Source organism: Leclercia sp. LTM14, assembly GCF_023736175.1.
Classification (GTDB): Bacteria; Pseudomonadota; Gammaproteobacteria; order Enterobacterales; family Enterobacteriaceae; genus Enterobacter; species Enterobacter barmai.
This window is the reverse complement of sequence record NZ_JAIKTT010000006.1, coordinates 170,881-195,893: the sequence shown is the minus strand read 5'-3', so window position 1 is coordinate 195,893 and position 25,013 is coordinate 170,881. Positions and strand designations below refer to the sequence as shown.

Annotated in this window: 24 protein-coding genes; 12 read left to right on the top strand and 12 right to left on the bottom strand. The window is 58.6% G+C overall.

The window, feature by feature from the left end:
- Positions 1-28 precede the first annotated feature (28 nt).
- Both bioA and K5I40_RS14445 read left to right on the top strand, forming a co-directional pair.
- On the top strand, positions 29-1,336 hold the full coding sequence (bioA, locus tag K5I40_RS14450) for an adenosylmethionine--8-amino-7-oxononanoate transaminase (protein ID WP_223074925.1): 1,308 nt from the start codon (positions 29-31) through the stop codon (positions 1,334-1,336).
- Between the two features lie 44 nt (positions 1,337-1,380).
- A complete protein-coding gene (locus K5I40_RS14445) occupies positions 1,381-1,857 on the top strand; it encodes a kinase inhibitor (RefSeq protein ID WP_039029370.1) in 477 nt (158 codons plus the stop codon).
- Between the two features lie 103 nt (positions 1,858-1,960).
- On the opposite strand, the gene hutH is transcribed toward K5I40_RS14445, so the two are convergent.
- The 5 genes from hutH to hutI all read right to left on the bottom strand — a co-directional run bounded on the left by hutH (position 1,961) and on the right by hutI (position 8,227).
- Positions 1,961-3,481 carry a histidine ammonia-lyase gene (gene hutH / locus K5I40_RS14440; protein WP_223074853.1) on the bottom strand — a complete coding sequence of 507 codons (1,521 nt, stop codon included), beginning with the start codon at positions 3,479-3,481 and terminating at the stop codon, positions 1,961-1,963.
- Positions 3,481-5,166, bottom strand: a complete 1,686-nt coding sequence (gene hutU / locus K5I40_RS14435; protein ID WP_223074854.1) for a urocanate hydratase — start codon at positions 5,164-5,166, stop codon at positions 3,481-3,483. Before hutU ends, hutH begins: the two co-directional genes overlap by 1 nt.
- A gap of 126 nt (positions 5,167-5,292) precedes the next feature.
- The gene (locus K5I40_RS14430) at positions 5,293-6,024 is read right to left on the bottom strand and encodes a histidine utilization repressor (protein WP_138369555.1); all 732 of its coding nucleotides are present in this window, start codon (positions 6,022-6,024) and stop codon (positions 5,293-5,295) included.
- A gap of 44 nt (positions 6,025-6,068) precedes the next feature.
- Positions 6,069-7,007 carry a formimidoylglutamase gene (gene hutG / locus K5I40_RS14425; protein WP_138369556.1) on the bottom strand — a complete coding sequence of 313 codons (939 nt, stop codon included), beginning with the start codon at positions 7,005-7,007 and terminating at the stop codon, positions 6,069-6,071.
- Entirely contained in the window at positions 7,004-8,227 is a 1,224-nt protein-coding gene (gene hutI / locus K5I40_RS14420; protein ID WP_223074926.1) for an imidazolonepropionase, read from the bottom strand. The genes hutG and hutI overlap by 4 nt, the downstream gene beginning before the upstream one ends.
- 224 nt (positions 8,228-8,451) lie before the next feature.
- Between hutI and K5I40_RS14415 the strand changes: the two genes are divergently transcribed.
- Positions 8,452-9,735, top strand: a complete 1,284-nt coding sequence (locus K5I40_RS14415) for a putative acyl-CoA thioester hydrolase (protein ID WP_138369557.1) — start codon at positions 8,452-8,454, stop codon at positions 9,733-9,735.
- 53 nt (positions 9,736-9,788) lie between these two features.
- Here K5I40_RS14415 and tisB read toward each other — a convergent pair whose 3' ends face one another.
- Complete coding sequence (tisB, locus tag K5I40_RS14410) at positions 9,789-9,878, bottom strand: type I toxin-antitoxin system toxin TisB (RefSeq protein WP_072036641.1); 90 nt, start codon at positions 9,876-9,878, stop codon at positions 9,789-9,791.
- 429 nt (positions 9,879-10,307) lie between these two features.
- Positions 10,308-11,303: a 6-phosphogluconolactonase gene (gene pgl, locus K5I40_RS14405; RefSeq protein WP_039029363.1), complete on the bottom strand. Its 996-nt coding sequence runs from the start codon at positions 11,301-11,303 to the stop codon at positions 10,308-10,310.
- A 153-nt stretch (positions 11,304-11,456) separates the two neighbouring features.
- Between pgl and K5I40_RS14400 the strand changes: the two genes are divergently transcribed.
- Positions 11,457-12,275, top strand: a complete 819-nt coding sequence (locus K5I40_RS14400) for a pyridoxal phosphatase (RefSeq protein WP_039029362.1) — start codon at positions 11,457-11,459, stop codon at positions 12,273-12,275.
- On the opposite strand, the gene modC is transcribed toward K5I40_RS14400, so the two are convergent.
- From modC to K5I40_RS14380, 4 genes are all read right to left on the bottom strand, one after another.
- Complete coding sequence (modC, locus tag K5I40_RS14395; RefSeq protein ID WP_223074855.1) at positions 12,276-13,334, bottom strand: molybdenum ABC transporter ATP-binding protein ModC; 1,059 nt, start codon at positions 13,332-13,334, stop codon at positions 12,276-12,278.
- 2 nt (positions 13,335-13,336) lie between these two features.
- Complete coding sequence (modB, locus tag K5I40_RS14390) at positions 13,337-14,026, bottom strand: molybdate ABC transporter permease subunit (RefSeq protein WP_138369561.1); 690 nt, start codon at positions 14,024-14,026, stop codon at positions 13,337-13,339.
- Entirely contained in the window at positions 14,023-14,799 is a 777-nt protein-coding gene (gene modA, locus K5I40_RS14385) for a molybdate ABC transporter substrate-binding protein (RefSeq protein ID WP_223074856.1), read from the bottom strand. The genes modB and modA overlap by 4 nt, the downstream gene beginning before the upstream one ends.
- Positions 14,800-14,978: 179 nt before the next feature.
- On the bottom strand, positions 14,979-15,128 hold the full coding sequence (locus K5I40_RS14380; protein ID WP_039029358.1) for an AcrZ family multidrug efflux pump-associated protein: 150 nt from the start codon (positions 15,126-15,128) through the stop codon (positions 14,979-14,981).
- Positions 15,129-15,255: 127 nt separating this feature from the next.
- Between K5I40_RS14380 and modE the strand changes: the two genes are divergently transcribed.
- The 7 genes from modE to gpmA all read left to right on the top strand — a co-directional run bounded on the left by modE (position 15,256) and on the right by gpmA (position 23,011).
- A complete protein-coding gene (gene modE, locus K5I40_RS14375; RefSeq protein ID WP_223074857.1) occupies positions 15,256-16,044 on the top strand; it encodes a molybdenum-dependent transcriptional regulator in 789 nt (262 codons plus the stop codon).
- 68 nt (positions 16,045-16,112) lie between these two features.
- Positions 16,113-17,582, top strand: coding sequence for a molybdate ABC transporter ATP-binding protein ModF (gene modF / locus K5I40_RS14370; RefSeq protein ID WP_223074858.1), 1,470 nt, complete (start codon positions 16,113-16,115; stop codon positions 17,580-17,582).
- Positions 17,583-17,788: 206 nt separating this feature from the next.
- Positions 17,789-18,805, top strand: coding sequence for a UDP-glucose 4-epimerase GalE (gene galE / locus K5I40_RS14365; RefSeq protein ID WP_072036640.1), 1,017 nt, complete (start codon positions 17,789-17,791; stop codon positions 18,803-18,805).
- 9 nt (positions 18,806-18,814) lie between these two features.
- The gene (gene galT, locus K5I40_RS14360; protein ID WP_139564575.1) at positions 18,815-19,861 is read left to right on the top strand and encodes a galactose-1-phosphate uridylyltransferase; all 1,047 of its coding nucleotides are present in this window, start codon (positions 18,815-18,817) and stop codon (positions 19,859-19,861) included.
- Positions 19,862-19,863: 2 nt separating this feature from the next.
- Positions 19,864-21,012: a galactokinase gene (gene galK / locus K5I40_RS14355; RefSeq protein ID WP_039029353.1), complete on the top strand. Its 1,149-nt coding sequence runs from the start codon at positions 19,864-19,866 to the stop codon at positions 21,010-21,012.
- Positions 21,006-22,046, top strand: a complete 1,041-nt coding sequence (gene galM / locus K5I40_RS14350; RefSeq protein ID WP_223074859.1) for a galactose-1-epimerase — start codon at positions 21,006-21,008, stop codon at positions 22,044-22,046. Before galK ends, galM begins: the two co-directional genes overlap by 7 nt.
- A 212-nt stretch (positions 22,047-22,258) precedes the next feature.
- A complete protein-coding gene (gene gpmA, locus K5I40_RS14345; RefSeq protein ID WP_039029351.1) occupies positions 22,259-23,011 on the top strand; it encodes a 2,3-diphosphoglycerate-dependent phosphoglycerate mutase in 753 nt (250 codons plus the stop codon).
- 65 nt (positions 23,012-23,076) lie between these two features.
- Here gpmA and aroG read toward each other — a convergent pair whose 3' ends face one another.
- Positions 23,077-24,129 carry a 3-deoxy-7-phosphoheptulonate synthase AroG gene (gene aroG / locus K5I40_RS14340; RefSeq protein WP_138369569.1) on the bottom strand — a complete coding sequence of 351 codons (1,053 nt, stop codon included), beginning with the start codon at positions 24,127-24,129 and terminating at the stop codon, positions 23,077-23,079.
- Between the two features lie 321 nt (positions 24,130-24,450).
- Between aroG and K5I40_RS14335 the strand changes: the two genes are divergently transcribed.
- Positions 24,451-24,942, top strand: coding sequence for a protein YbgS (locus K5I40_RS14335; protein ID WP_039029349.1), 492 nt, complete (start codon positions 24,451-24,453; stop codon positions 24,940-24,942).
- The last annotated feature ends 71 nt before the right edge of the window (positions 24,943-25,013 follow it).

Below are 25,013 nucleotides of genomic sequence, written 5' to 3'. Positions count from 1 at the left end.
TATGCTTGTAAACCTAAATGTTTTCAAAATGGTTTACAAGTCGATTATGACAACGGACGATCTCGCATTCGATCAGCGCCACATCTGGCATCCCTACACCTCCATGACCCAGCCCCTGCCGGTTTATCCGGTGACGGAAGCCCATGGCTGCGAGCTGACCCTGGCCAGCGGCGAGCAGCTGGTAGACGGGATGTCTTCCTGGTGGGCGGCCATTCACGGCTACAACCATCGCCGGCTGAATGCGGCGATGAAGGCGCAGATTGACCGCATGTCGCACGTGATGTTCGGCGGGATCACCCATCCGCCCGCGGTGGACCTCTGTCGTCGACTGGTGGCGATGACCCCCGACGCGCTGGAGTGCGTATTCCTTGCCGATTCAGGCTCGGTGGCGGTGGAAGTGGCGATGAAGATGGCGCTGCAGTACTGGCACGCCAGGGGCGAATCCCGCCAGCGGTTCCTCACCTTCCGCAACGGTTACCACGGCGACACCTTCGGGGCGATGTCGGCCTGCGACCCCGACAACTCGATGCACAGCCTGTGGAAGGGCTATCTGCCGGAAAACCTGTTTGCCCCGGCACCTCAGAGCCGCTTCGACGGCGAGTGGGACGAAATGGATATGGTCGGCTTCGCCCGCCTGATGGCCGCCCATCGCCACGAGATTGCGGCGGTGATCCTCGAGCCCATCGTGCAGGGCGCGGGCGGGATGCGCATGTACCATCCCGAGTGGCTGAAGCGCATTCGCAGGATGTGCGACCGGGAAGGCATTCTGCTGATTGCCGATGAGATCGCTACCGGCTTCGGGCGTACCGGCAAGCTGTTTGCCTGCGAGCACGCGGGCATTACCCCGGACATCCTGTGCCTCGGCAAAGCCCTGACCGGGGGCACCATGACCCTCTCCGCCACCCTCACCACCCGCCAGGTGGCCGAGACCATCAGCAACGGCGAAGCGGGCTGCTTTATGCACGGCCCGACCTTTATGGGTAACCCGCTGGCCTGCGCCGTCGCCAGCGAAAGCCTGGCCCTGCTGGAGAGCGGCGAGTGGCAGACCCAGGTCGCCGCCATCGAAACCCAGCTCAACGAGGAGCTGGCGGCAGCGCGGGAGTCTGAGTATGTGGCCGACGTGCGGGTATTAGGGGCGATTGGCGTCGTCGAAACCACCCATCCGGTGAATATGGCGGCGCTGCAGCGCTTCTTTGTGGCGCGCGGGGTCTGGGTGCGTCCGTTCGGGAAATTGATCTATCTGATGCCGCCGTATGTGATAAGCCGCGCCCAACTCAGCAAGCTGACCCGCGCCGTGGTGGATGCCGTTCAGGAGCCTGCGCACTTTACTGTTTAGTTTATGCGTTACACTTCTGGCAGAGCTTAATACGGAGGAACAGCATGAAACTTATCAGTCAGGATCTGCGCGACGGGGATAAACTCCCCCTGCGCCACGTGTTTAACGGCATGGGTTATGAGGGGGATAATATCTCTCCGCATCTGGCCTGGGACGAGGTGCCGTCGGGCACCAAAAGCTTTGTCGTCACCTGTTATGACCCGGACGCCCCGACCGGCTCCGGCTGGTGGCACTGGGTTGTCGCCAATCTCCCGGCCGACACCCGCGTGCTGCCGCAGGGTTCCGGCTCTTCGCTGGTCGCCCTGCCGGACGGCGCGGTGCAGACCCGCACCGATTTTGGCAAAGCGGGCTACGGCGGCGCGGCACCGCCAAAAGGCGAAACCCACCGCTATATCTTTACGGTGCATGCCCTGAACGTGGAAAAAATCGAGGTGGATGAAGAGGCGAGCGGAGCGATGGTGGGCTTTAACGTCCATTTCCACAGCCTGGGCAGCGCGTCGATTACGGCGATGTATTCGTAAAAATAGCCGGGTGAAACCGTAGGCCCGTGCAAGCGCAGCGCCGCCGGGCATTTGCCGGGTGGCGGCTTCGCCTAACCCGGCCTACGGTTTTGCATAGGTGTTTTTACAGGAATCCCGGCAACAACCCCACCAGGCTCCCTTTGCTCAGCAATTCAATCGCCGCATCAATATCCGGGGCAAAGAAGCGGTCATCATCATAGTGCGCCACCTTCTCCCGCAGAATATGACGCGCCTGCTCCAGCAGCGGGCTGGAGGTGAGGCCATCACGCAGATCGCAACCCTGAGCGGCCGCCAGCCACTCCACCGCCAGCACGCCGCGGGTATTGCCGGTCATCTCCCACAGACGACGACCTGCCGCTGGCGCCATCGAAACATGGTCTTCCTGGTTGGCCGAGGTCGGCAGGCTGTCGACGCTGTGCGGGTGCGACAGCGCCTTGTTCTCGCTCGCCAGCGCGGCGGCGGTCACCTGGGCAATCATAAACCCGGAGTTCACCCCACCGTTGCGCACCAGGAATGGCGGCAGCTGGGACATGTGTTTATCCATCATCAGGGCAATGCGGCGCTCGGAGAGCGCGCCGATCTCGGCAATCGCCAGCGCCAGATTATCTGCCGCCATCGCCACCGGTTCGGCGTGGAAGTTACCGCCAGAGACCACCTCGTTTTGCGCTGCGAAGACCAGCGGGTTATCGGAAACCGCGTTGGATTCCACCAGCAGCACCTCGGCCGCCTGGCGCAGCTGGGTCAGGCAGGCTCCCATCACCTGCGGCTGACAGCGCAGGGAGTACGGATCCTGCACCTTCTCGCAGTTGTGATGCGAATCGGCAATGGCGCTGGTGTCGGTGAGAACGTGGCGGAACAGCGCGGCGGCGTCGATCTGCCCGCGCTGGCCTCGTACCTCGTGGATACGGGCATCGAACGGACGACGGGAGCCAAGCACCGCTTCGGTGGTCAGCGCTCCGCAGACCACCGCCGAGGCAAAGAGATCTTCAGCTTCAAACAGGCCGCGCAGGGCAAAGGCGGTGGAGGCCTGAGTGCCGTTCAGCAGCGCCAGTCCCTCTTTTGCCGCCAGCGTCACCGGGGCCAGCCCCGCTTTTTGCAGGGCGGTTGCGGCCGGTAACCACTCGCCACGGTAGCGGGCTTTACCCTCGCCAAGCAGGGTCAGTGACATGTGCGCCAGCGGGGCTAAATCCCCGGATGCCCCCACCGAACCCTTAGCCGGGATCCACGGATACACACCCGCATTGACCAGCGCAATCAGCGCCTGGATCACGCTCAGGCGGATGCCGGAAAAACCGCGCGCCAGGCTGTTGATTTTCAGCACCATCATCAGACGCACAATGTCGTCGTCCAGCGGCTCGCCGACGCCCGCGGCGTGGGAGAGCACCAGCGAACGCTGCAGGTTTTCCAGATCGTGCGTGGCGATGCGCGTCTGGGCCAGCAGGCCAAAGCCGGTATTGATGCCGTAGGCGGTGCGACCTTCGGCGACAATGGCTTCCACGCAGGCGACGCTGTCGTTAATCGCCTGATGGGCGGCGTCGTCGAGGGTCAGCTGGAGCGGCTGCTGCCAGACCTGGCGAAGTTGCGCCAGGGTCAGAGAGCCGGGCGTCAGTGTTAAGGCATTCATCAGTGCTTTCCTTGATTGGCAGCGATCATCGGCAGGTTCAGCCCCTGCTCTTTCGCACAGGCAATGGCAATGTCATATCCGGCATCCGCATGGCGCATAACGCCGGTTGCCGGGTCGTTGTGCAGGACGCGGGCAATACGCGCCGCGGCTTCATCGGTGCCGTCGCAGACGATGACCATCCCGGCATGCTGGGAGAAGCCCATGCCCACGCCGCCGCCGTGGTGCAGCGAGACCCAGGTCGCGCCGCTGGCGGTATTGAGCAGCGCGTTCAGCAGCGGCCAGTCGGAGACCGCGTCGGAGCCGTCCTGCATCGCTTCGGTTTCGCGGTTCGGGCTGGCGACCGAGCCGGAGTCGAGATGGTCGCGGCCAATGACGATGGGCGCAGAGACTTCTCCGCTGCGGACCATTTCGTTAAAGGCCAGGCCCAGCTTCTGGCGCCACTCCAGCCCTACCCAGCAGATACGCGCCGGCAGGCCCTGGAAGTTAATGCGCTCCCGGGCCATATCCAGCCAGTGATGAAGGTGCTCATCGTCGGCGACGATCTCTTTCACTTTGGCGTCGGTTTTGTAGATGTCTTCCGGGTCGCCAGAGAGCGCTACCCAGCGGAACGGGCCGATGCCGCGGCAGAACAGCGGACGGATGTAGGCCGGGACGAAGCCAGGGAAGTCAAAGGCGTTGGTCACGCCCATCTCTTTCGCCATCTGGCGAATGTTGTTGCCGTAGTCGAACGTCGGCACGCCCTGCTGGCTGAAGGCCAGCATCGCGTTGACGTGGTCGGCCATGGAGCGCTTCGCCGCCAGCACGGTGCCTTCGGGATCCTGCTGCGCTTTCTGCTGATACTCTTCCCAGCTCCAGCCTTTCGGCAGGTAGCCGTGGAGGGGATCGTGAGCGCTGGTCTGGTCGGTAACCAGGTCCGGACGCACGCCGCGCGCCACCAGTTCCGGCACGATATCGGCGGCGTTGCCGCACAGGGCGATAGAGACCGCCCGGCCTTCGTCGGTGTATTTTTTGATCCGCGCCAGGGCGTCATCCAGCGACTCAGCCTGCTCGTCAACGTAACGGGTGCGCAGACGGAAATCGATGCGGCTCTGCTGGCACTCGATGTTCAGGGAGCAGGCACCGGCGAGGGTCGCCGCCAGCGGCTGTGCACCGCCCATGCCGCCTAAGCCTGCCGTCAGTACCCAGCGCCCTTTCAGGGAGCCGTTGTAGTGCTGGCGACCCGCTTCAGCGAAGGTCTCGTAGGTGCCCTGGACAATGCCCTGGCTGCCGATGTAGATCCAGCTCCCGGCGGTCATCTGGCCATACATCGCCAGCCCTTTCGCATCCAGCTCGTTGAAGTGTTCCCAGGTAGCCCAGTGCGGCACCAGGTTGGAGTTGGCGATCAGCACGCGCGGGGCGTTTTTGTGGGTTTTGAATACGCCGACCGGTTTGCCGGATTGCACCAGCAGGGTTTCGTCGTTTTCCAGTTCGGTGAGCGCGGCGACAATGGCGTCGTAACACTCCCAGTTGCGCGCGGCGCGGCCAATACCGCCGTACACCACCAGCTCGTGAGGATTTTCCGCCACCTCAGGATCGAGATTGTTCATTAACATGCGCAGCGGGGCTTCGGTGAGCCAGCTTTTGGCATTCAGCCGGGTGCCACGTGGGGCGCGGATCTCTTGCTGGCGATACTTACCTGACGACATTGTGTGCTCCTCGTTGGGGACAGAATATACACTAAGATATACTTGTATAGACAAGTGCGCACAAGGCCGGTTTTAACAATTACGATACATTTTTATTATATTGCGTCAGCAATCACGCTTTTCGGCCTATGACATGAAATGGCCCTGCAGCCGGTAGCGGTTGCCGGGGAACAGCAGCCGGGCATGGGAGACGATGTGCGACGTTGACCAGGTCCGACGGTGGATCAGCAGGCAGGGATCGTGCTCTTTGATGCGCAGCAGCTCGCACTCCTTCGGCGTGGCGCGCACCGCCTCAACGATGTGCTCCCCTTCGGTCAGCGGGGCGATCAGCGACAGATAAGCATGAGGCGTGGTGGTGGTGTAATCCTGCTGCAGATACTCCGGCACCAGGGCAGCGTTAACGCTGCGATCCTCAATCTGCACCGGGATGTCGTTTTCGTAATGCAGCATCAGGGAGTGAAAAATGCGCGTCCCCTCTTTGACGTTAAGCGCCGTGGCCTGGGCGGCGCTGGCCTGCGTCTCCTCGAGGAACAGCACCTCGCACCGGTGCTGATGGTGGCGGGAGGCAATTTCGTCGGCAATGCTGCGAATTTCAAACAGCGCCGACTGCCCCTTAGGCTCGGCCACGAAGGTCCCAACACCCTGCAGGCGCACCAGCAGCCCCTCGTCGGTCAGCTCCCGCAGCGCGCGGTTAATGGTCATCCGGCTAAAGCCGAACTGGGCAACCAGCTCGGCCTCGGACGGGATGCGATCGTGCGGACGCCATACGCCGGTGGCGATCTGATGACTGATCGCCTGTTTTACCTTTTCATAGAAAGGGGCTGGCGCACTGGCCTGCTGCGGAGCGCGAGAGAACATAGCAATTCCTTAAGCCGTCATAAAAAGTCGAGTATATACACGCTTTAAGCCCACCAGTGAGCGATTTGCCACGCCAGCCGTGCGGCGAGCTTCGCTCCCTGGCCGTCGCGATCGAAGCCAGGGCTGAACTCCACCAGATCCGCCGCCTGCAGTTTGCCGCTGCGGCAGATCTTTTCAATGACCGGGAGCAGATCCCGGGCCGGAACCCCCAGCGCGGCAGGGGCCGACACGGCGGGCATTTCCCCGGCAGGCATGACGTCGAGATCGATAGTCAGATAAACCCGGTCCGCCTGTTCAAGGAGCGGTGTGAGAGCGGTCAGCGCCTGCTGCTGAAAATCGAGATCTTCCACCAGGGTGACGTTAAGGCGCGCAGCCTCATCCCACAGCGCCAGGGTATTCGCCGCCCGGCTGACGCCCAGGCAGGCATAGTGAAACTCACGCTGCTGTTCCGCACAGTACAGGGCCAGCTGGCGGAACGGGGTGCCAGAGGTGGCCTGGCTGGCATGACGCAGATCGAGATGGGCGTCGAGATTGATAATCACCACCCGCTCGCCGGGAAACGCATCCAGCACCCCGCGCCCGTGCGCCCAGGCGGTTTCGTGTCCGCCGCCCAACACCAGGGTGCGCATGCCCGACTGCTGGCAGGCGGTGACCGTCTCGCTCAGCGCCTGCTGGGCGGTCTCCAGCGCGTCGCCATCAACGCCGATAGTGCCCATGTCGATCAATCGCTCGTGCCCCTGATGGCTCGCCATATTCGCCAGGGCGCGGCGCAGGACATCCGGCGCCTGCGCGGCACCGGGGCGGCCCTGATTGCGTCTGACCCCTTCGTCGCAGGCGAAGCCCAGCAACGCAATGTCTTCCCCGGACGGATGCTGCGTATCGCTTTGCCTGACGGTCTGAAACAGGCGCAGCGCGTTGCTGGCCTCGCTGCTGTCGTCGCGCCCCTGCCAGACGTCAGGTGAAACCGGCTGCCAAAGACTCATGCTGTTTTTCCTCTGAATACGCGCTGATAAAGCGGGTTACGTCCCGGCTCATAAACCATCTCCACCGGGTTTTTCGCATCCCAGATCGCCAGGTCGGCGACAAACCCGGCCTTGAGCTGGCCGTGGGTTTCGCCGCGGCCCAGCGCTTTCGCGGCGTGGCGCGTTACCCCTGCCCACGCCTCTTCCGGGGTTAAGCCAAACTGGACGCAGGCCATGTTCATCGCCAGATGCAGGCTGGCAAACGGACTGGTCCCGGGGTTGTAATCCGTGGCAACCGCCATCGGCACGCCCCGCTCCCGCAGCAGCGCAACCGGCGGGCGCTGGCGCTCCTGTAAAAAGTAAAAGGCGCCGGGGAGTAATACCGCTACGGTGCCGCTCTGCGCCATCGCGTCGACGCCGGCCTCATCGAGGTATTCAATATGATCGGCTGACAGCCCGTGATAACGGCTGACCAGCGCGGTGCCGCCGAGGTTAGAGAGCTGTTCCACATGGCCTTTAATGGGGATCCCCCGCATCTGTGCCGCCTGAAACACCCGTTCGCTCTGCTCTGGCGTAAACCCGACGTTCTCGCAGAACACATCCACGGCTTCGAATAGCCCTTTTTCCCACAGCGCGGGCAGCGTGTGCCGACAAACATGGTCGACCCAGGCATCTGGATCCTGGCGATACTCCTTCGGCACGGCGTGCGCCGCCAGCAGCGTCGGGCTGATCTCCACGGGATTGGTTCGGGCAAGGTGTTGGGCCACGCGCAGCATCTTCTCTTCGGCTTCGTCGTTGAGGCCGTAACCCGACTTAATTTCAACGGTGGTGACCCCTTCGCGCATCAGCCGGTTTAAGCGCTGCTGCGCCAGCTGTTTGAGGTGCTCAACTGAGCTCTCCCGGGTGGCGGTCACCGTGGCGTTAATCCCGCCGCCCTGGGCGCTGATGGTCTGATAGGAGACGCCGTTCAGCCGCTGCTCCCACTCGGCGGCGCGATCGCCGCCAAACACCAGGTGCGTGTGGCAGTCGATCAGCCCCGGCGTGACCAGCCGCCCCTCTAAATCGACGGCGTTGGGCAGATCCAGGGGCAAATCAGATTCGGGGACAATCGCCAGAATGGTCTCTGCACGCACGATTAACGCCCTGTTCTCCAGCAGGCCATAAGGCGTGCCGTGGTCAGGATCCTGGGTCGCGAGGCGCAGGTTACGCCAGATTAGATCGTCGGGATGAAGTTGCAGCATCGGGCTTCCACTTGTCATGGGTTGTATAGACATTTATTTTCATTCCTGCCGCCCTGTCAATCGCCTTTACGGAAATTGTTATTTATTTGTGACAACTTTCCCGCTAAGCATGGGAATAAAAAGTAACTTTTCTGCCTTTTAATCTTCCCGTTTCGCTCAACTTAGTATAAAAAAGCAGGCTATTTCGGTTATCCCCCTATTGATATGCTTTGCAGGAGCTTCCCTTGAACATTTCCAGGATTTCTCGTCTGGCGCTGGCACTCGCATTTGGCGTGACGCTGTCAGCGTGCAGCTCTACCCCGCCGGATCAGCTGCCATCAGAGCAGGCCGCGCCGGGCACGGCTTCCCGTCCGATCCTCTCTGCTGATGAAGCGAAAAACTTCCAGCAGGCGCGCTACTTTACGGCCATGGATCCGAACGCAGCGCCGTGGAGTCCTTATGCCATCCGCCTGCCTGCGCAGCCCAACTTTGTGGTTGGCCCGGCGGGAACCCAGGGCGTTACCCATACCACCATTCAGGCGGCAGTTGATGCAGCCATTGCTAAGCACAGCAGCTCCCGCCAGTACATCGCCATTTTACCGGGCGAGTACGAAGGTACCGTGTATGTGCCTGCCGCACCGGGCAGCGTGACGCTGTACGGTACGGGTGAGAAGCCAATTGATGTCAAAATTGGTCTGGCAATCGACTCTGAGATGGACACCACGACCTGGCGTCATCTGGTCAATCCGGGTGGTAAATACATGCCGGGTAAACCCGCCTGGTATATGTTCGACCGTTGCCAGAGCAAGCACAGCGCCACTGTTGGCCTGATGTGTTCCGCGGTCTTCTGGTCGCAGAACAACGGCCTGCAGCTGCAGAACCTGACCATCGAAAACAATCTGGGCGACAGCGTCGATGCCGGTAACCACCAGGCGGTGGCTCTGCGCAGCGATGGCGATCAGGTGCAAATCGACAAGGTGAATATCCTGGGTCGCCAGAACACCTTCTTCGTCACCAACAGCGGCGTTGAGAACACCCTGAAAAATAACCGCATCACCCGTACGCTGGTGACCAACAGCTACATCGAAGGGGATGTGGATATTGTCTCCGGTCGCGGTGCCGTAGTGTTTGATAACACCGATTTCCGCGTCATGAATACCCGTACCCAGCAGGAAGGCTACGTCTTCGCGCCGGCGACACAGTCCAACCTGTTCTACGGCTTCCTGGCGGTAAACAGCCGCTTTACCGCAATGGGCGATGGCGTAGCGCAGTTGGGCCGTTCGCTGGATGTCGATTCAGGCACTAACGGTCAGGTGGTGATCCGCGACAGCGTGATCAACGAAGGCTTCAACATGGCAAAACCCTGGGGCAACGCCGCCATCTCTCAGCGTCCGTATGCGGGTAACACCGGTGCGGTAGATGATAAAGGCAACGTGCAGCGTAACCTCAACGACGCTAACTTCAACCGCATGTGGGAATACAACAACCGCGGTGTGGGCAGCAAGGTGATTGCAGAGCCGAAGCAGTAATCTGATTAGCAAAAAGGGGGAGCAACTCCCCCTTGATGCTGCGGCTGAACGCGTCAGGCACCGGTTTTAAGATACGCATCCAGCAGTTGCAGAACTGCAACCATGAGTTGCAGGAACAGAATCATCCATCCCATACTGCTCATACGCCACTCCTTTGGTCAGGAGCACTTCCACTGACTTACCTTTCCGCTGCCTGTCGCCAGTGGTTGTTGGTGTTTCCGATATGCTCCACAGTTAAGGTACTGACGGCACCACCCGCCAGCCAGGACTTTAAGAAACCTGATTTGCGGAACTGCTCATATCGAACCAACGGCGGTATTGTAGTCTTCGGGAACTGTATATAAAAACAGTTTTATGGAGATTAAGATTTCATTTAGATTTCAGCAAAATTTAATATATTTCAATTAAATAACATTAATGCTGCAAGTGTATGCTCTCAAGCCGACGTTAGTTGATTTTACATAGGGTCGGGCCGGAATTAAGATACAGAGGTTGGTGTTTCCGATGTGCTCACCCGGCTACCACCGGGCATAAAAAAACCTCGCATCTGCGAGGTTTTTATTTCATCCGTCTTAGTAAGCGTTAACGACCACCCACATTGGCCCCTGGCCGACGGCGTAACGTCCCTTCTCTTCCAGCAGTCCCTGCTCGCCCTGAATTTCATACAGCGCGATATGGTGCGATTTCTGCCCTGCCGCAATCAGGAACTTACCGCTGTGATCGACATTAAAGCCGCGCGGCTGCGTTTCGGTCGGCTGGAAGCCTTCGATAGCCAGCACACTGCCATCTTCAGAAACGCTAAAGATGGTGATCAGGCTGGAGGTACGATCGCAGGTATAGAGGTGACGTCCGTCAGGGGTGATGTGAATGTCTGCGCCCCAGCGGGTATCGGTGAAATCTGCCGGCATCATATCCAGGGTCTGCACACACTCAATCTTACCGTGCGGATCGCTCAGCGCCCAGACGTCTACCGAGCAGTTCAGCTCATTCACCACGTAGGCGTACTTCTGATTCGGATGGAAGGCCATGTGACGCGGGCCCGCACCTTCAACGGTGGTCACTTCCGCCGGGTTTTGCGCGGTCAGTTTGCCGTCATCGCCCAGGGTAAACAGGCAGATGCGATCCTGCTTCAGCGCCGGTACCCACAGGGTATGGTTATCCGGAGAGATGTTGGCCGAGTGGCAACCTTCCAGCCCTTCAACCACCTCAAGGGTCTCAGCAGGAATACCGTCGTCAAGGCGGGTCACGCTGACGCAACCGGCATTGTAGGAGCCGCTAAAGATAAAGCGTCCCTGCAGATCGGTAGAGATATGCGTCGGACTGCCCGGCAGCGCGGCTTCGGCAGTGTACGTCAGGGCGCCATCTTCAGGAGAGATACGGTACGCGAGTACGCGGAACTCCGGACGAACACCCACATACAGGAAACGTTTATCCGGGCTGATCACCATCGGCTGAACCTGGCCGGGAACATCGACAACCTGAACCAGGGTGAGCGTACCTTCGGGATTCAGACGCCAGACATGGATCTGCTGGCTTTCAGGACTGGCGGTATAAACGGTTTGTTTCATGAATGCTCCTTTCCTCACTGCGCGTAAAAGTAATGTACCAGGATAGTCTTTTTTAACGGTGAATGCTGAATTTTAACCAGGAATTTTGCAGCGATAGTTGCGCGGTGTACCATCTGCACATCCCTGACTTTCAACATTAACCCGGAATATCAAATGACCTCGCGTGTGATTGCACTGGATTTAGACGGTACGCTGTTAACCCCACAAAAAACCCTGCTTCCCTCTTCGCTTGAAGCACTGAAACGTGCCCAGGAGGTGGGATACCAGCTCCTCATCGTAACGGGTCGTCATCACGTTGCTATTCATCCTTTTTATCAGGCACTGGCGCTGGATACACCTGCAATTTGTTGTAATGGAACCTATTTGTATGATTATCAAGCAAAAAAGGTTCTGCAAGCCGATCCGCTGCCGGTCCCGCAGGCGCTGCAACTGATTGACCTGCTCGATGAACACGCCATTCACGGCCTGATGTATGTCGACAACGCGATGGTTTATGAGCGCCCTACCGGCCACGTCATCCGCACCAGCAACTGGGCGCAGTCGCTGCCGGAAGCCCAGCGTCCGGTATTCACCCAGGTGCCTTCGCTGGCGCAGGCGGCCCGGGAAGTTGAGGCTATCTGGAAATTTGCCCTGACCGACGAGGACACCGTAAAACTGAACGACTTTGCAAAGCATGTCGAGCAGACCCTGGGGCTGGAGTGCGAATGGTCCTGGCACGATCAGGTGGATATTGCCCGCAAAGGCAACAGCAAGGGCAAACGCCTCACGCAGTATGTGGAATCCATCGGCGGGTCAATGAAGGACGTTATTGCATTTGGCGATAACTACAACGACATCAGCATGCTGGAAGCGGCAGGCACCGGGGTGGCGATGGGTAATGCCGACGACGCCGTCAAAGCGCGCGCCAACGTGGTGATCGGTGATAACACCACGAACAGCATCGCCGAATTCATCTATACCCATCTGCTGTGATCAGGTGGTGATCGACACGCTCTTAATCTGCGCGTAGAGCCAGAGGCCAGGTTTGATCCCCAGTTCATCCCTGGCCCACGGGCTGATGCGGGCCCACAGCGTGCGGCTGCCAATTTCCAGCTGCACCTCCACCTGACCGTTATCGTCGAAGCACTGGGCCACTTTCGCCCGCAGGATATTACGGATACTGCTCTGCAACGGCGGCTGCAGCACCAGCGAGACATCGGATGCCTGAATGCGAATGCGCAGACTGGTCTGGAGCGGTTTATCCAGCTTGTTGACCCAGACATGCTGATCGCCAATGGCCAGCGCGGTCATGGCGTAGTGCGGATGGTGCTCCAGCACGCTCACCTTCAGAATGCTGCTCTGCTGCTCCTGCGGCAGCCACGGATGCATTACGCTGCTGCCCCACACCTCTTCCAGATTACCAAACGCCTTCACGCTGCCGTTTTCCAGCACCAGCACCTTATCGGCCAGATGCAGGATCTCATCCAGCGAATGGCTGACGTAGAGCATTGGAATATTGATTTCGCGCGCCAGACGCTGCAGGTACGGCAGCAGCTCGCGCTTGCGGGGAATGTCGAGGGAGGCCAGCGGCTCGTCCAGCAGCAGCAGTTCCGGGGCCGTGAGTAACGCCCGGCCTATCGCCACGCGCTGTTTTTCCCCGCCCGAGAGCGACGACGGCAGCCGGTCAAGCAGGTGTTCAATACCCAGCAGGGCCACCAGCTTATCAAACTGTCCGGCCATGCTTTTTGCCATGCCATAACGCAGGTTGCCCAGCACTTTGTAGTGCGGGAAGAGCCGCGCATCCTGGAAGACGTAGCCAATCCGGCGCTTTTCCGGCGCCAGATATATGCGTTTTTCAACGTCGTTCAGCACCCGGTCGTTAAGTACGATCCGCCCTGACTGGGGCCGGGTCAGGCCGCTAATCGCATTGATCAGCGAGGTTTTGCCCGCGCCGGAGACGCCAAAAATAGCGGTAATGCCGCTGGCAGGCAGGGTTTCGTTGAGGGTCAGACAGTGTTCGCCCAGCCTCTGGGTAAAAGTGAGTTCCAGCATGATTATTTCCCCATCCGTTCGCGGCTAAGACGAGCCAGCCATTCCGACACCAGCAGCGAGACCAGCGCCAGCACGATGGAGATAATGCACAGACGCGCAGCGGCACCTTCGCCACCCGGAGTCTGGATCAGAGTGTACATGGCCGACGGGATGGTGCGGGTTTCGCCCGGAATATTGGAAACAAAGGTAATGGTAGCGCCGAACTCGCCCAGCGAGCGGGCAAACGCCAGCACGGTGCCGACAATAATGCCCGGCAGCGTCAGGGGAAGCGTGATGGTGAAAAAGACGCGCCAGCGCCCGGCCCCCAGCGTGCGGGCCGCCTGCTCGAGTTTAAGATCGACCCCTTCCAGCGCCAGGCGGATCGCCCGCACCATCAGCGGGAACGACATCACCGCCGCCGCCAGCACCGCGCCGCGCCAGCTGAAGGCAAAGCTCAGGCCAAACCACTCATAGAGCCGCTCGCCGATAAACCCGCGTCGCCCCATGGCAATCAGCAGTAAATAACCGACCACCACCGGCGGCAGCACCAGCGGCAGGTGCAAAATACTGTCGAGGAGCGCTTTGCCTGGAAACTTACAGCGAACCAGTAACCAGGCGAAGAAGATCCCAAAGGGCAAACTAAATGCAACCGCGAGGGAAGAGACTTTCAGGCTCAGCAGCACGGCCTGCCATTCGGGATCGGTCAATATCATTCGTGAGTCGTAAATCCGTAACGTTTAAAGATGGCAGACGCCTGCGGCCCTTTCAGGTAATCGTAAAAGGCGCTGACGGTTGCGTTTTTATGTCCATCAATGATGGCCACAGGATATTCCACTTTCTTATGCGAGTCTTCAGGGAAGGTACCCACGACCTTCACGCCTTTACCGGCAACGGCATCAGAGCCGTAAACAATTCCCAGCGGCGCTTCATTGCGCTCAACCAGCGCCAGCGCGCCGCGCACATCTTCTGCCGGTGCCAGTTTTGGCGACAGCGTCTCCCAGGCCCCCAGCTTCTGCAGCGCTTCTTTAGCATAAATGCCCGCCGGAACGTGATCGGGGTCGCCCACCGCCAGACGCCCCTCTTTCAGCAGGCTGGTCCAGTTGGTCTCTTTGCTGATGGTGATGTCGCCCTGCGCGCTGGATTTTGGCGCTACCACCACCAGGCTGTTGCCCAGCAGGGTTTCACGGCTGGCCGTATCAATCGCTTTCTTCTCTGCCGCATAATCCATCCACTTCTGATCGGCAGAGATAAACAGGTCGGCAGGGGCACCCGCTTCAATCTGACGTGCCAGCGTAGAGGAAGAGGCAAAAGACGACACGACGTCGACGTTTTTCTCCTTTTTATACGCTTTGGCAATATCCTGCATCGCGTTGGTCAAAGACGCTGCCGCAAATACCGTGATTTTGCCTTCATCTGCCAGCGCATGCCCGGTCAGGGAGAGGGTCAGTGTTGCCCCGGCAATAAAGCGTAAGCCTGTACGTGTCATCGTTAACTCCTTTGAGTGTCGTTATATAAATTGAAATATAACGATAACCGTAGGGTTTTCCCAGCGTTAAATCCTACCGATCAGGGAGTAAATCAATTTTGCACCGAAAATAATATCGGCGAGGAAGGGGGAAACTTGAGAGCAAAACGCCCGGCGGAACCGGGCGTTTTTAAAGAAAATTAATGCTGCTTTTTCGGCTGTTTTCTGTGGCCGATATTGGAAAAGATGTTAAACACCTCACCCAGGCCGTAGATGGCACCGAGGATGATAGCCATCACCACTGGGACCATGATCACGGCGAATACCAGACTTTTCAGCAACTCTAACATGGCTTTCTCCAGACAATGTGAATGCCTTATTCTAACCGGAAAAGCGAGAATTACATCCCCTTTTGTGCGGTACAGTTTGCGCATGTAACGAATTACGTCACAATATCCCTTTTGCCAGGACATTGTTATGCAGGCCGAAATTCTCCTCACCCTACGCCTTTCGCAAAAGCTGTTCGCCGATCCCCGCCGCATTGCCCTGCTCAAACAGATTGAGCAAACCGGCTCCATCAGCCAGGGGGCAAAGAATGCCGGTATCAGCTATAAAAGCGCGTGGGATGCCATCAACGAGATGAACACCCTGAGCGAACAGACCCTGGTCGATCGTGCCACCGGCGGCAAAGGCGGCGGCGGTGCGATCCTGACGCGCTACGGGCAACGCCTGATCCAGCTCTATGATCTGCTGGCGCAGATCCAGCAGAAAGCCTTCGATGTCTTAAGCGACGACGACGCCCTGCCGCTGGACAGCCTGCTCGGCGCCATCTCGCGTTTCTCTCTGCAAACCAGCGCCCGTAACCAGTGGTTTGGCACGGTCACCGCCCGGGATAACGACCAGGTGCAGCAGCATGTGGACATCCTGCTCGCCGACGGCACTACCCGCCTGAAAGTGGCAATCACCGCCCAGAGCGGCAAACGTCTGGGGCTTGACGAGGGCAAAGAAGTGCTGGTCCTGCTGAAAGCGCCCTGGGTGAACATTACTCTGGATCCTGAGGCCGCGAAACAGGCGGATAACCAGCTACAGGGTGTTATCAACCATATCGATCGCGGCGACGAGCAGTGTGAAGTGCTGATGACCCTGCCGGACGGCCAGACCCTCTGCGCCACCGTGCCGCTGGCCGAGAGTCGGGATTTAGAAGAAGGTGCTGAGGCGACCGCATATTTTAATGCCGACCGGGTGATTATCGCCACGTTGTGCTAAGCGCATTGACATTCGTGCCGACACTGAGTTATCCCTGATGCATATTGCTGCAAAAAACGGGATAAATCATGTCATCATTGCAAATTTCGCAAGGCACGTTTCGTCTTAGCGACACGCGTACGCTTACCCTCACTGATTTTACGTTGAATGCCGGTGAAAGCTGGGCGTTTGTGGGCAGTAACGGCAGCGGCAAATCGGCCCTCGCCCGGGCATTGGCCGGGGAACTGACGCTGCTGAAAGGCGAACGCCAGAGCGCGTTCACCCGCGTGACCCGCCTCTCCTTCGAGCAGCTGCAGAAACTGGTCAGCGACGAGTGGCAGCGTAACAACACCGATATGCTCAGCCCCGATGAAGAGGATACCGGCCGAACGGCCGCCGAAATCATCCAGGATGAGGTGAAAGATGATGCCCGCTGCCACCAGCTGGCGGAACAGTTCGCCATCACCCACCTGCTGGACCGTCGCTTTAAATACCTCTCCACCGGCGAAACCCGCAAAACGCTGCTGTGCCAGGCGCTGATGGCCGAGCCTGACCTGCTGATCCTCGATGAACCTTTTGACGGCCTCGACGTGAAGTCCCGGGGGCAGCTGGCGGATCTGCTGGCCTCGCTCAATCAGCAGGGATATACCCTGGTGCTGGTGCTCAACCGTTTTGACGAAATCCCCGATTTTGTCCAGAATGCCGGCGTGCTGGCCGACTGCACCCTGACGGCGTCTGGTGAAAAAGCCGCCCTGCTGAACCAGGCCCTGATTGCCCAGCTGGCGCACAGTGAAAAACTCAACGGCGTCACCCTGCCCGAACCGGATGCCCCGTCGGCGCGCCACGGTTTACCCGAAGGTGAAGCGCGGATTGTGCTTAATGACGGCGTGGTGTCGTATAACGATCGTCCGATCCTCAACCATTTAAGCTGGACGGTGAATCCCGGCGAACACTGGCAGATTGTCGGCCCCAACGGTGCGGGTAAATCCACCCTGCTGAGCCTCATTACCGGGGATCACCCGCAGGGTTACAGCAACGATTTAACCCTCTTTGGCCGCCGTCGCGGCAGCGGCGAAACCATCTGGGATATTAAAAAACATATCGGTTATGTCAGCAGCAGCCTGCATCTCGACTACCGCGTGAGCACCACGGTACGCAACGTGATCCTCTCCGGCTATTTCGACTCTATCGGTATTTACCAGGCGGTGTCTGACCGGCAGCACAAGCTGGCGCAGCAGTGGCTGGATATTCTCGGAATGGATAACCGGGTGGCTGACGCGCCGTTCAGCAGTCTTTCGTGGGGCCAGCAGCGGCTGGCGCTGATTGTGCGTGCGCTGGTGAAACACCCGACGCTGCTGATCCTTGACGAGCCGTTGCAGGGGCTGGATCCGCTGAACCGCCAATTGATTCGCCGCTTTGTTGATGTCCTTATCAGTGAAGGTGAAACGCAGCTGCTGTTCGTCTCTCACCATGCGGAAGACGCCCCCGCCTGTATCACCCATCGACTGGAGTTTGTCGCCGAGGGCGACAACTATCGTTACCAGACTGGACCTGTCTGATAGCGTGCCGGGGGCCATGCCCCCGCTCTTTTTCGGACAACCCGCAACACCCCTCACCTGCCTCTTTGATTTACAATCTTTTTTTAGCGCAACAGTGGCAGCGTGACGGGCAGTGTAAACGATTCCACTATTTTATCCCATGTCACAGTTTACTGCTCTCTGTTATGCTAGGATTATCTCATACCATAAGCCTAATGGAGCGAAATATGCGAGTTCTGGTAACAGGTGGTAGCGGTTACATAGGAAGTCATACCTGTGTGCAACTGCTGCAAAATGGCCACGACGTCATCATCCTTGATAACCTGTGCAACAGTAAACGCAGCGTGCTGCCGGTCATGGAACGCCTGGCCGGTAAACAGCCTGCCTTTGTCGAAGGCGATATTCGTAACGAAGCGCTGATGACCGAGATCCTCCACGATCACGCCATTGATACGGTGATCCACTTTGCCGGGCTAAAAGCCGTGGGCGAATCCGTGGCGAAGCCGCTGGAATACTACGATAACAACGTCAACGGCACGCTGCGTCTGGTCTCCGCCATGCGCGCGGCGGGCGTCAAAAACCTGATCTTCAGCTCCTCCGCCACCGTTTATGGCGACCAGCCGCAAATCCCATACGCCGAAAGCTTCCCGACCGGCACCCCGCAAAGCCCGTATGGCAAAAGCAAGCTGATGGTGGAACAGATCCTGGCCGACCTGCAAAAAGCCCAGCCGGAGTGGAGCATCGCCCTGCTGCGTTATTTCAATCCGGTTGGCGCGCATCCGTCAGGCGATATGGGTGAAGATCCGCAGGGTATTCCGAACAACCTGATGCCGTATATCGCCCAGGTGGCGGTAGGTCGTCGTGACTCACTGGCGGTGTTCGGCAACGACTACCCTACCCCGGACGGCACCGGCGTTCGCGACTACATTCACGTGATGGATCTTGCCGACGGCCACGTCGCCGCCATGCAGCAGCTGGCGGATAAACCGGGCGTCCATATCTACAACCTCGGCGCAGGCGTCGGCAGCAGCGTGCTGGATGTGGTCAACGCCTTCAGCGCGGCCTGCGGCAAGCCTGTGAGCTATCACTTCGCCCCGCGTCGCGACGGCGATCTGCCGGCCTACTGGGCTGATGCATCTAAGGCTGATAAAGAGCTTAACTGGCGTGTTACCCGCACGCTTGACGAAATGGCACAGGATACCTGGCGCTGGCAGTCTCGCCACCCGCAGGGTTATCCGGACTAAGGATCTGTCATGACCCAATTTAACCCCGTCGATCACCCGCATCGTCGCTTCAATCCGTTAACCGGGCAGTGGATCCTGGTCTCCCCGCATCGCGCCAAGCGCCCCTGGCAGGGGGCGCAGGAGACGCCGTCCCAGGAGACGCTGCCTCAGCACGACCCGGACTGCTTCCTCTGTCCGGGCAACACCCGCGTCACGGGCGATATTAATCCTGACTACAAAGGCACCTTCGTCTTTACCAACGACTTCGCCGCCCTGATGACCGATACGCCGGACGCCCCGCAGAGCGACGACCCGCTGCTGCGCTGCGAAAGCGCGCGCGGCACCAGCCGGGTGATCTGCTTCTCGCCGGATCACAGCAAAACCCTGCCGGAGTTGAGCGTAGAAGCCCTGACCGAGGTGGTAAAAACCTGGCAGGAGCAGACCGCCGAGCTGGGACAGCGCTATCCGTGGGTACAGGTCTTTGAGAATAAAGGCGCGGCGATGGGCTGCTCCAACCCGCATCCTCACGGTCAGGTGTGGGCCAACAGCTTCATGCCGAACGAAGTGGAGCGGGAAGATCGCCTGCAAAAAAGCTATTTCGCCGAGCAGCAGTCGCCGATGCTGCTGGACTATGTCCAGCGCGAGCTGGCTGATGGCAGCCGCACCGTGGTGGAGACCGAACACTGGTTGGCGGTGGTGCCCTACTGGGCAGCCTGGCCGTTCGAGACCCTGCTGCTGCCGAAAGCGCACGTTCTGCGCATCACCGATCTGAGCGAAGCCCAGCGCAGCGATCTGGCGCTGGCGCTGAAAAAGCTGACCAGCCGCTATGACAATCTGTTCCAGTGCTCCTTCCCCTACTCCATGGGCTGGCACGGCGCGCCGTTTAACGGCGAAGAGAATCAGCACTGGCAGCTGCACGCCCACTTCTATCCGCCGCTGCTGCGTTCCGCCACCGTGCGTAAGTTTATGGTCGGCTACGAAATGCTGGCAGAAACCCAGCGTGACCTGACGGCTGAACAGGCCGCAGAGCGTCTGCGTGCAGTGAGTGATGTCCATTTTCGCGAATCCGGAGAATAACAATGAGTCTGAAAGATAAAACCCACGCCCTGTTTGCTGAAAAATTTGGTTATTCCGCCACTCACGCCATTCAGGCGCCAGGCCGCGTTAACCTGATCGGCGAACACACCGATTACAACGACGGTTTTGTCCTTCCCTGCGCCATTGATTACCAGACGGTGATCAGCTGCGCGAAACGCGACGACCGCAAGGTGCGCGTGATGGCCGCCGACTACGACAACCAGATCGACGAATTCTCCCTCGATGCGCCGATTGTTGAGCATGACAGCCAGCAGTGGTCTAACTACGTTCGCGGCGTGGTGAAGCATCTGCAAAAGCGCAACAAAAACTTCGGCGGTGCGGATCTGGTGATCAGCGGCAACGTTCCCCAGGGTGCGGGTCTGAGTTCGTCCGCGTCGCTGGAAGTGGCCGTCGGCACCGTCTTCCAGCAGCTGTATCATCTGCCGCTGGACGGCGCGCAGATCGCCCTTAACGGCCAGGAAGCAGAGAACCAGTTCGTCGGCTGTAACTGCGGGATCATGGATCAGCTGATTTCGGCGCTGGGCAAAAAAGGCCACGCGCTGCTGATCGACTGCCGCTCGCTGGGCACCAAAGCGGTCACCCTGCCGAAAGGCGTGGCGGTGATCATTATCAACAGTAACTTCAAACGCACCCTGGTCGGCAGCGAGTACAACACCCGCCGCGAGCAGTGCGAAACCGGGGCGCGTTTCTTCCAGCAGTCCGCCCTGCGCGATGTCTCGCTGACCGAGTTCAATAAAGTGGCGCACGAACTGGATCCGGTGGTGGCAAAACGCGTTCGTCACGTCCTGACCGAAAACGCCCGCACCGTCGAAGCGGCGTCGGCGCTGGAGAAAGGCGATCTGCTGCGGATGGGTGAGCTGATGGCGCAGTCGCACGCCTCCATGCGCGATGACTTCGAAATCACCGTGCCGCAGATCGACACCCTGGTGGAGATTGTGAAAGCGGCTATTGGCGAGCAGGGCGGCGTGCGTATGACCGGCGGCGGCTTCGGCGGCTGCGTGGTGGCGCTGGTGCCAGAAGAGCTGGTGCCGGTGGTTCAGCAAGCCGTTGAACAACAGTATGAAGCCAAAACCGGTATCAAAGAGACCTTCTACGTCTGCAATGCCTCACAAGGAGCTGGCCAGTGCTAAACGAAACCCCTGTTCTTGCCCCTGACGGCCTGCCGTATCGCCTGATCACCCTGCGCAACGAGGCAGGGATGGTCGTTACCCTGATGGACTGGGGCGCGACGCTGCTCTCCGCCCGTGTTCCGATGACCGACGGCAGCGTGCGTGAAACCCTGCTCGGCTGCGCGTCGCCTGAGCAGTACGTTGAGCAAACGGCCTTCCTTGGCGCCTCAGTGGGCCGATATGCCAACCGTATCGCTAAAAGCCGCTTTGAGCTGGACGGCGTACGCTTTGACCTGCTGCCAAGCCAGGGCGAAAACCAGCTGCACGGCGGCCCGGACGGATTTGATAAACGTCGCTGGCGCATCCTGCAGCAGAACGATGGCGAAGCGCTGCTGGCCCTCGACTCGCCGGACGGCGATCAGGGTTTTCCGGGCAACTGCGCGGCGACCGTGCATTACCGCTTAACGGCTGATAACCGTATCGCCATTGAGTACCGCGCCACCGTCGATAAGCCCTGCCCGGTCAACCTGACCAACCACGCGTATTTCAACCTCGACGGTAACTGCAGCGACGTGCGCCAGCACCGCCTGCAACTGCTGGCGCAAAGCTATCTGCCTGTGGATGAGATGGGGATCCCGCACGAGGGGTTAAAAGCGGTTGCCGGAACCAGCTTTGATTTCCGCACCACCAAAGCCATCGCTCAGGACTTCCTGGCGGATGACGATCAGCGCAAAGTGAACGGTTACGATCATGCTTTCCTGCTGGATACCCAGGGCGACCTGAGCAAGCCTGCGGCACAGCTCTGGTCTGCCGATGAAAAGCTGCAGATGACGGTCTACACCACCGCCCCTGCCCTGCAATTCTATTCCGGCAATTTCCTCGAGGGCACTCCGGCGCGCGAAGACGGGGAATACCGCGTCTGGCAAGGTCTGGCGCTGGAAAGCGAGTTTTTACCCGACAGCCCGAACCATGCGGAATGGCCGCAGCCCGACTGCGTGCTGCGCCCGGGCGAAGAGTATGTCAGCGTCACGGAATATCACTTTATTGCACGATAAAACGGAGCCCTCCTGCAGGAGGGCTTTTTTTTACCCATCTTGCTGAAAATAGCGCCAGTCGCCGACAAAATCACAACCCCTCATTCACAAGCATCTTACACTCCGACGCTATTTTCGCTATGGTTAGGGTTAAGCGTTGCCCGCGGGATAACTGCGGCAATATAATGAGAATTGTTATCATTCAAATAATGCTTGTTCTGGAGGAGTATAATATGGCTGTAACTAAGCTGGTTCTGGTACGTCATGGCGAAAGCCAGTGGAACAACGAAAACCGTTTTACCGGTTGGTATGATGTTGACCTGTCCGAGAAAGGCGTTGGCGAAGCGAAAGCAGCAGGCAAACTGCTGAAAGAGGAAGGCTTCAGCTTCGATTTTGCTTACACCTCCGTGCTGAAACGTGCCATCCACACTCTGTGGAACGTGCTGGACGAACTGGATCAGGCCTGGCTGCCGGTTGAGAAATCCTGGAAACTGAACGAGCGTCACTACGGTGCGCTGCAGGGTCTGAACAAAGCCGAAACCGCAGAAAAATACGGTGACGAGCAGGTTAAACAGTGGCGTCGCGGTTTTGCTATCACTCCACCAGAGCTGACCAAAGATGACGAGCGTTTCCCGGGCCACGATCCGCGTTATGCATCCCTGACCGACGCTGAGCTGCCAACCACCGAAAGCCTGGCGCTGACCATCGATCGCGTTGTGCCTTACTGGAACGAAACCATTCTGCCACGCCTGAAAAGCGGTGAGCGCGTGATCATCGCTGCTCACGGTAACTCCCTGCGTGCGCTGGTGAAATACCTGGACAACATGGGCGAAGACGAGATCCTCGAACTGAACATCCCAACTGGCGTGCCGCTGGTTTACGAGTTCGACGAGAACTTCAAACCTGTTAAGCACTACTATCTGGGTAACGCTGACGAGATCGCGGCAAAAGCCGCTGCGGTCGCGAACCAGGGTAAAGCGAAGTAATAAAAAAGCCCGGTCGTGATGACCGGGCCTTAAAGAGTGCATGCCGGATAACTATCCGGCATTTTTTATCCGCGACGGGCTTTCACCGCGTTCGCCAGCTGGCGCAGCACGGTTTCGGTATCGTCCCAGCCGATGCAGGCATCGGTGACGCTCTTACCGTAAACCAGCGGCTCGCTGCCTTCCAGATTCTGATTGCCTTCCACCAGGTGGCTTTCAATCATCACCCCGATAATCGCCTTCTCACCGCCGGCAATCTGCTGGCAGACGTCGGTGCCTACGTCCATCTGCTTCTTGAACTGCTTGCTGGAGTTGGCATGGCTGAAGTCGATCATCACCTGCGCGGCCAGACCGGCTTTATCCAGGCCCGCTTTCACTTCGGCAACGTGTACCGCACTGTAGTTAGGCTCTTTACCGCCACGCAGGATGATATGGCAATCGCCATTACCGCTGGTATTCACAATGGCGGAGTGGCCCCACTTGGTGACGGAGAGGAAGCAGTGCGGCGCACCGGCAGCGTTAATGGCGTCGATAGCCACTTTGATGGTGCCATCGGTGCCGTTTTTGAAGCCAACCGGGCAGGAGAGCCCTGACGCAAGTTCGCGGTGAACCTGAGATTCGGTGGTACGCGCGCCAATAGCACCCCAGCTCATCAGGTCGGCAAGGTACTGCGGGGTGATCATATCAAGAAATTCACCCGCCGCCGGCAGACCGCTGTCGTTGATATCCAGCAGCAGCTTACGGGCGATGCGCAGGCCGTCGTTGATCTGGAAGCTGCCATCCATATGCGGATCGTTGATCAGCCCTTTCCAGCCCACGGTGGTACGCGGCTTCTCAAAATAGACGCGCATGACAATTTCCAGCTCATCCTTCAGCGCTTCGCGCAGCGTCAACAGACGTGCCGCGTACTCTTTTGCCGCCGCAGGATCGTGAATGGAACACGGACCGATCACCACCAGAAGACGATCGTCATTGCCTTTCAGGATCTTGTGGATCGCTTTACGGGCATGAGAAACGGTGTTGGCGGCGTTTTCAGTGGCAGGAAACTTCTCAAGGAGCGCTACAGGAGGTAATAACTCGTTGATCTCTTTAATACGTAAATCGTCATTCTGATAATTCATGTTCGTTCCAGCGTTGCCATACTTTTATAAATGAATGCAATCCCTCCAATCTATCTTGTCAGTCAGGAAGTGTAAACTCGCTTTTACACTACGCACAGATAAATCCTGGAATTCGCTTAAAAAACGCCACAAAGTAGCGAAAAACGAGATACACCCTAAACTTTTTAACTGTATGCACTGCATTTATTTATTTTATCGCGATTCCATACTGACCTAAGTTTGAATCATGGCATCTTTAACCACTGAGCGGTATATCGATTTCGCATATGCACTGTGGAAAGAAGTTATCCAGAACATAACGACCAGAACAGGAGCAGCATGATGAAAATGACTAAACTCGCAACCCTTTTCCTGACCGCTTCCCTTACCATGGCAAGTGGTGCTGCGCTGGCCGCTGATTCCGCCGCCGGCTCTGGCAGCAACAATGGCCAGGCAAATGCCGCGGCTGACGCAGGGGCAGTTGCACCTGATGCACGTCAGAATATTGCGCCAAATAATACCGGCAACAGCCAGATTAATACCGGATCCGGTACAACCGGCACCACGGGTACAGGCGGCACCATGCTGAACCCTGATGGGACAAACTCCAGCAGCACCGGAGTGACCAACGGCACCGGCAACAGCTCAACCACTGGCGGCACTAACTCCGTCATGGGTAACGACGACCCGAGCAAAATGGGTAATGACGGCATGACCAAGGACGATCAGCACAAGAACTCGATGTGTAAAGACGGTAAATGTCCGGATCAATCCGGCAAAGTCGATAGCGAACGAACCCCGCAAGAACAAAAAACTGACGGTACTACCCAGTAATTAACGCTAACGCGGATATGATGAAGGAGAGCTCAGGCTCTCCTTTATTTTTTGTGCAAAATGTTAAAAAC

Excerpts from the sequence above, each read along its gene's own strand:
- galT (WP_139564575.1), top strand. The coding sequence starts at position 18,815 with ATGACCCAATTTAACCCCGTCGATCACCCGCATCGTCGCTTCAATCCG.
- modC (WP_223074855.1), bottom strand. The coding sequence starts at position 13,334 with ATGCTGGAACTCACTTTTACCCAGAGGCTGGGCGAACACTGTCTGACC.
- modA (WP_223074856.1), bottom strand. The coding sequence starts at position 14,799 with ATGACACGTACAGGCTTACGCTTTATTGCCGGGGCAACACTGACCCTC.
- K5I40_RS14400 (WP_039029362.1), top strand. The coding sequence starts at position 11,457 with ATGACCTCGCGTGTGATTGCACTGGATTTAGACGGTACGCTGTTAACC.
- tisB (WP_072036641.1), bottom strand. The coding sequence starts at position 9,878 with ATGAGCAGTATGGGATGGATGATTCTGTTCCTGCAACTCATGGTTGCA.
- hutU (WP_223074854.1), bottom strand. The coding sequence starts at position 5,166 with ATGTCGTCAGGTAAGTATCGCCAGCAAGAGATCCGCGCCCCACGTGGC.
- bioA (WP_223074925.1), top strand. The coding sequence starts at position 29 with ATGGTTTACAAGTCGATTATGACAACGGACGATCTCGCATTCGATCAG.
- K5I40_RS14380 (WP_039029358.1), bottom strand. The coding sequence starts at position 15,128 with ATGTTAGAGTTGCTGAAAAGTCTGGTATTCGCCGTGATCATGGTCCCA.
- K5I40_RS14445 (WP_039029370.1), top strand. The coding sequence starts at position 1,381 with ATGAAACTTATCAGTCAGGATCTGCGCGACGGGGATAAACTCCCCCTG.
- K5I40_RS14430 (WP_138369555.1), bottom strand. The coding sequence starts at position 6,024 with ATGTTCTCTCGCGCTCCGCAGCAGGCCAGTGCGCCAGCCCCTTTCTAT.
- galK (WP_039029353.1), top strand. The coding sequence starts at position 19,864 with ATGAGTCTGAAAGATAAAACCCACGCCCTGTTTGCTGAAAAATTTGGT.
- hutI (WP_223074926.1), bottom strand. The coding sequence starts at position 8,227 with ATGCTGCAACTTCATCCCGACGATCTAATCTGGCGTAACCTGCGCCTC.
- aroG (WP_138369569.1), bottom strand. The coding sequence starts at position 24,129 with ATGAATTATCAGAATGACGATTTACGTATTAAAGAGATCAACGAGTTA.
- pgl (WP_039029363.1), bottom strand. The coding sequence starts at position 11,303 with ATGAAACAAACCGTTTATACCGCCAGTCCTGAAAGCCAGCAGATCCAT.
- K5I40_RS14335 (WP_039029349.1), top strand. The coding sequence starts at position 24,451 with ATGAAAATGACTAAACTCGCAACCCTTTTCCTGACCGCTTCCCTTACC.
- modE (WP_223074857.1), top strand. The coding sequence starts at position 15,256 with ATGCAGGCCGAAATTCTCCTCACCCTACGCCTTTCGCAAAAGCTGTTC.
- modF (WP_223074858.1), top strand. The coding sequence starts at position 16,113 with ATGTCATCATTGCAAATTTCGCAAGGCACGTTTCGTCTTAGCGACACG.
- modB (WP_138369561.1), bottom strand. The coding sequence starts at position 14,026 with ATGATATTGACCGATCCCGAATGGCAGGCCGTGCTGCTGAGCCTGAAA.
- galE (WP_072036640.1), top strand. The coding sequence starts at position 17,789 with ATGCGAGTTCTGGTAACAGGTGGTAGCGGTTACATAGGAAGTCATACC.
- hutH (WP_223074853.1), bottom strand. The coding sequence starts at position 3,481 with ATGAATGCCTTAACACTGACGCCCGGCTCTCTGACCCTGGCGCAACTT.
- gpmA (WP_039029351.1), top strand. The coding sequence starts at position 22,259 with ATGGCTGTAACTAAGCTGGTTCTGGTACGTCATGGCGAAAGCCAGTGG.
- hutG (WP_138369556.1), bottom strand. The coding sequence starts at position 7,007 with ATGAGTCTTTGGCAGCCGGTTTCACCTGACGTCTGGCAGGGGCGCGAC.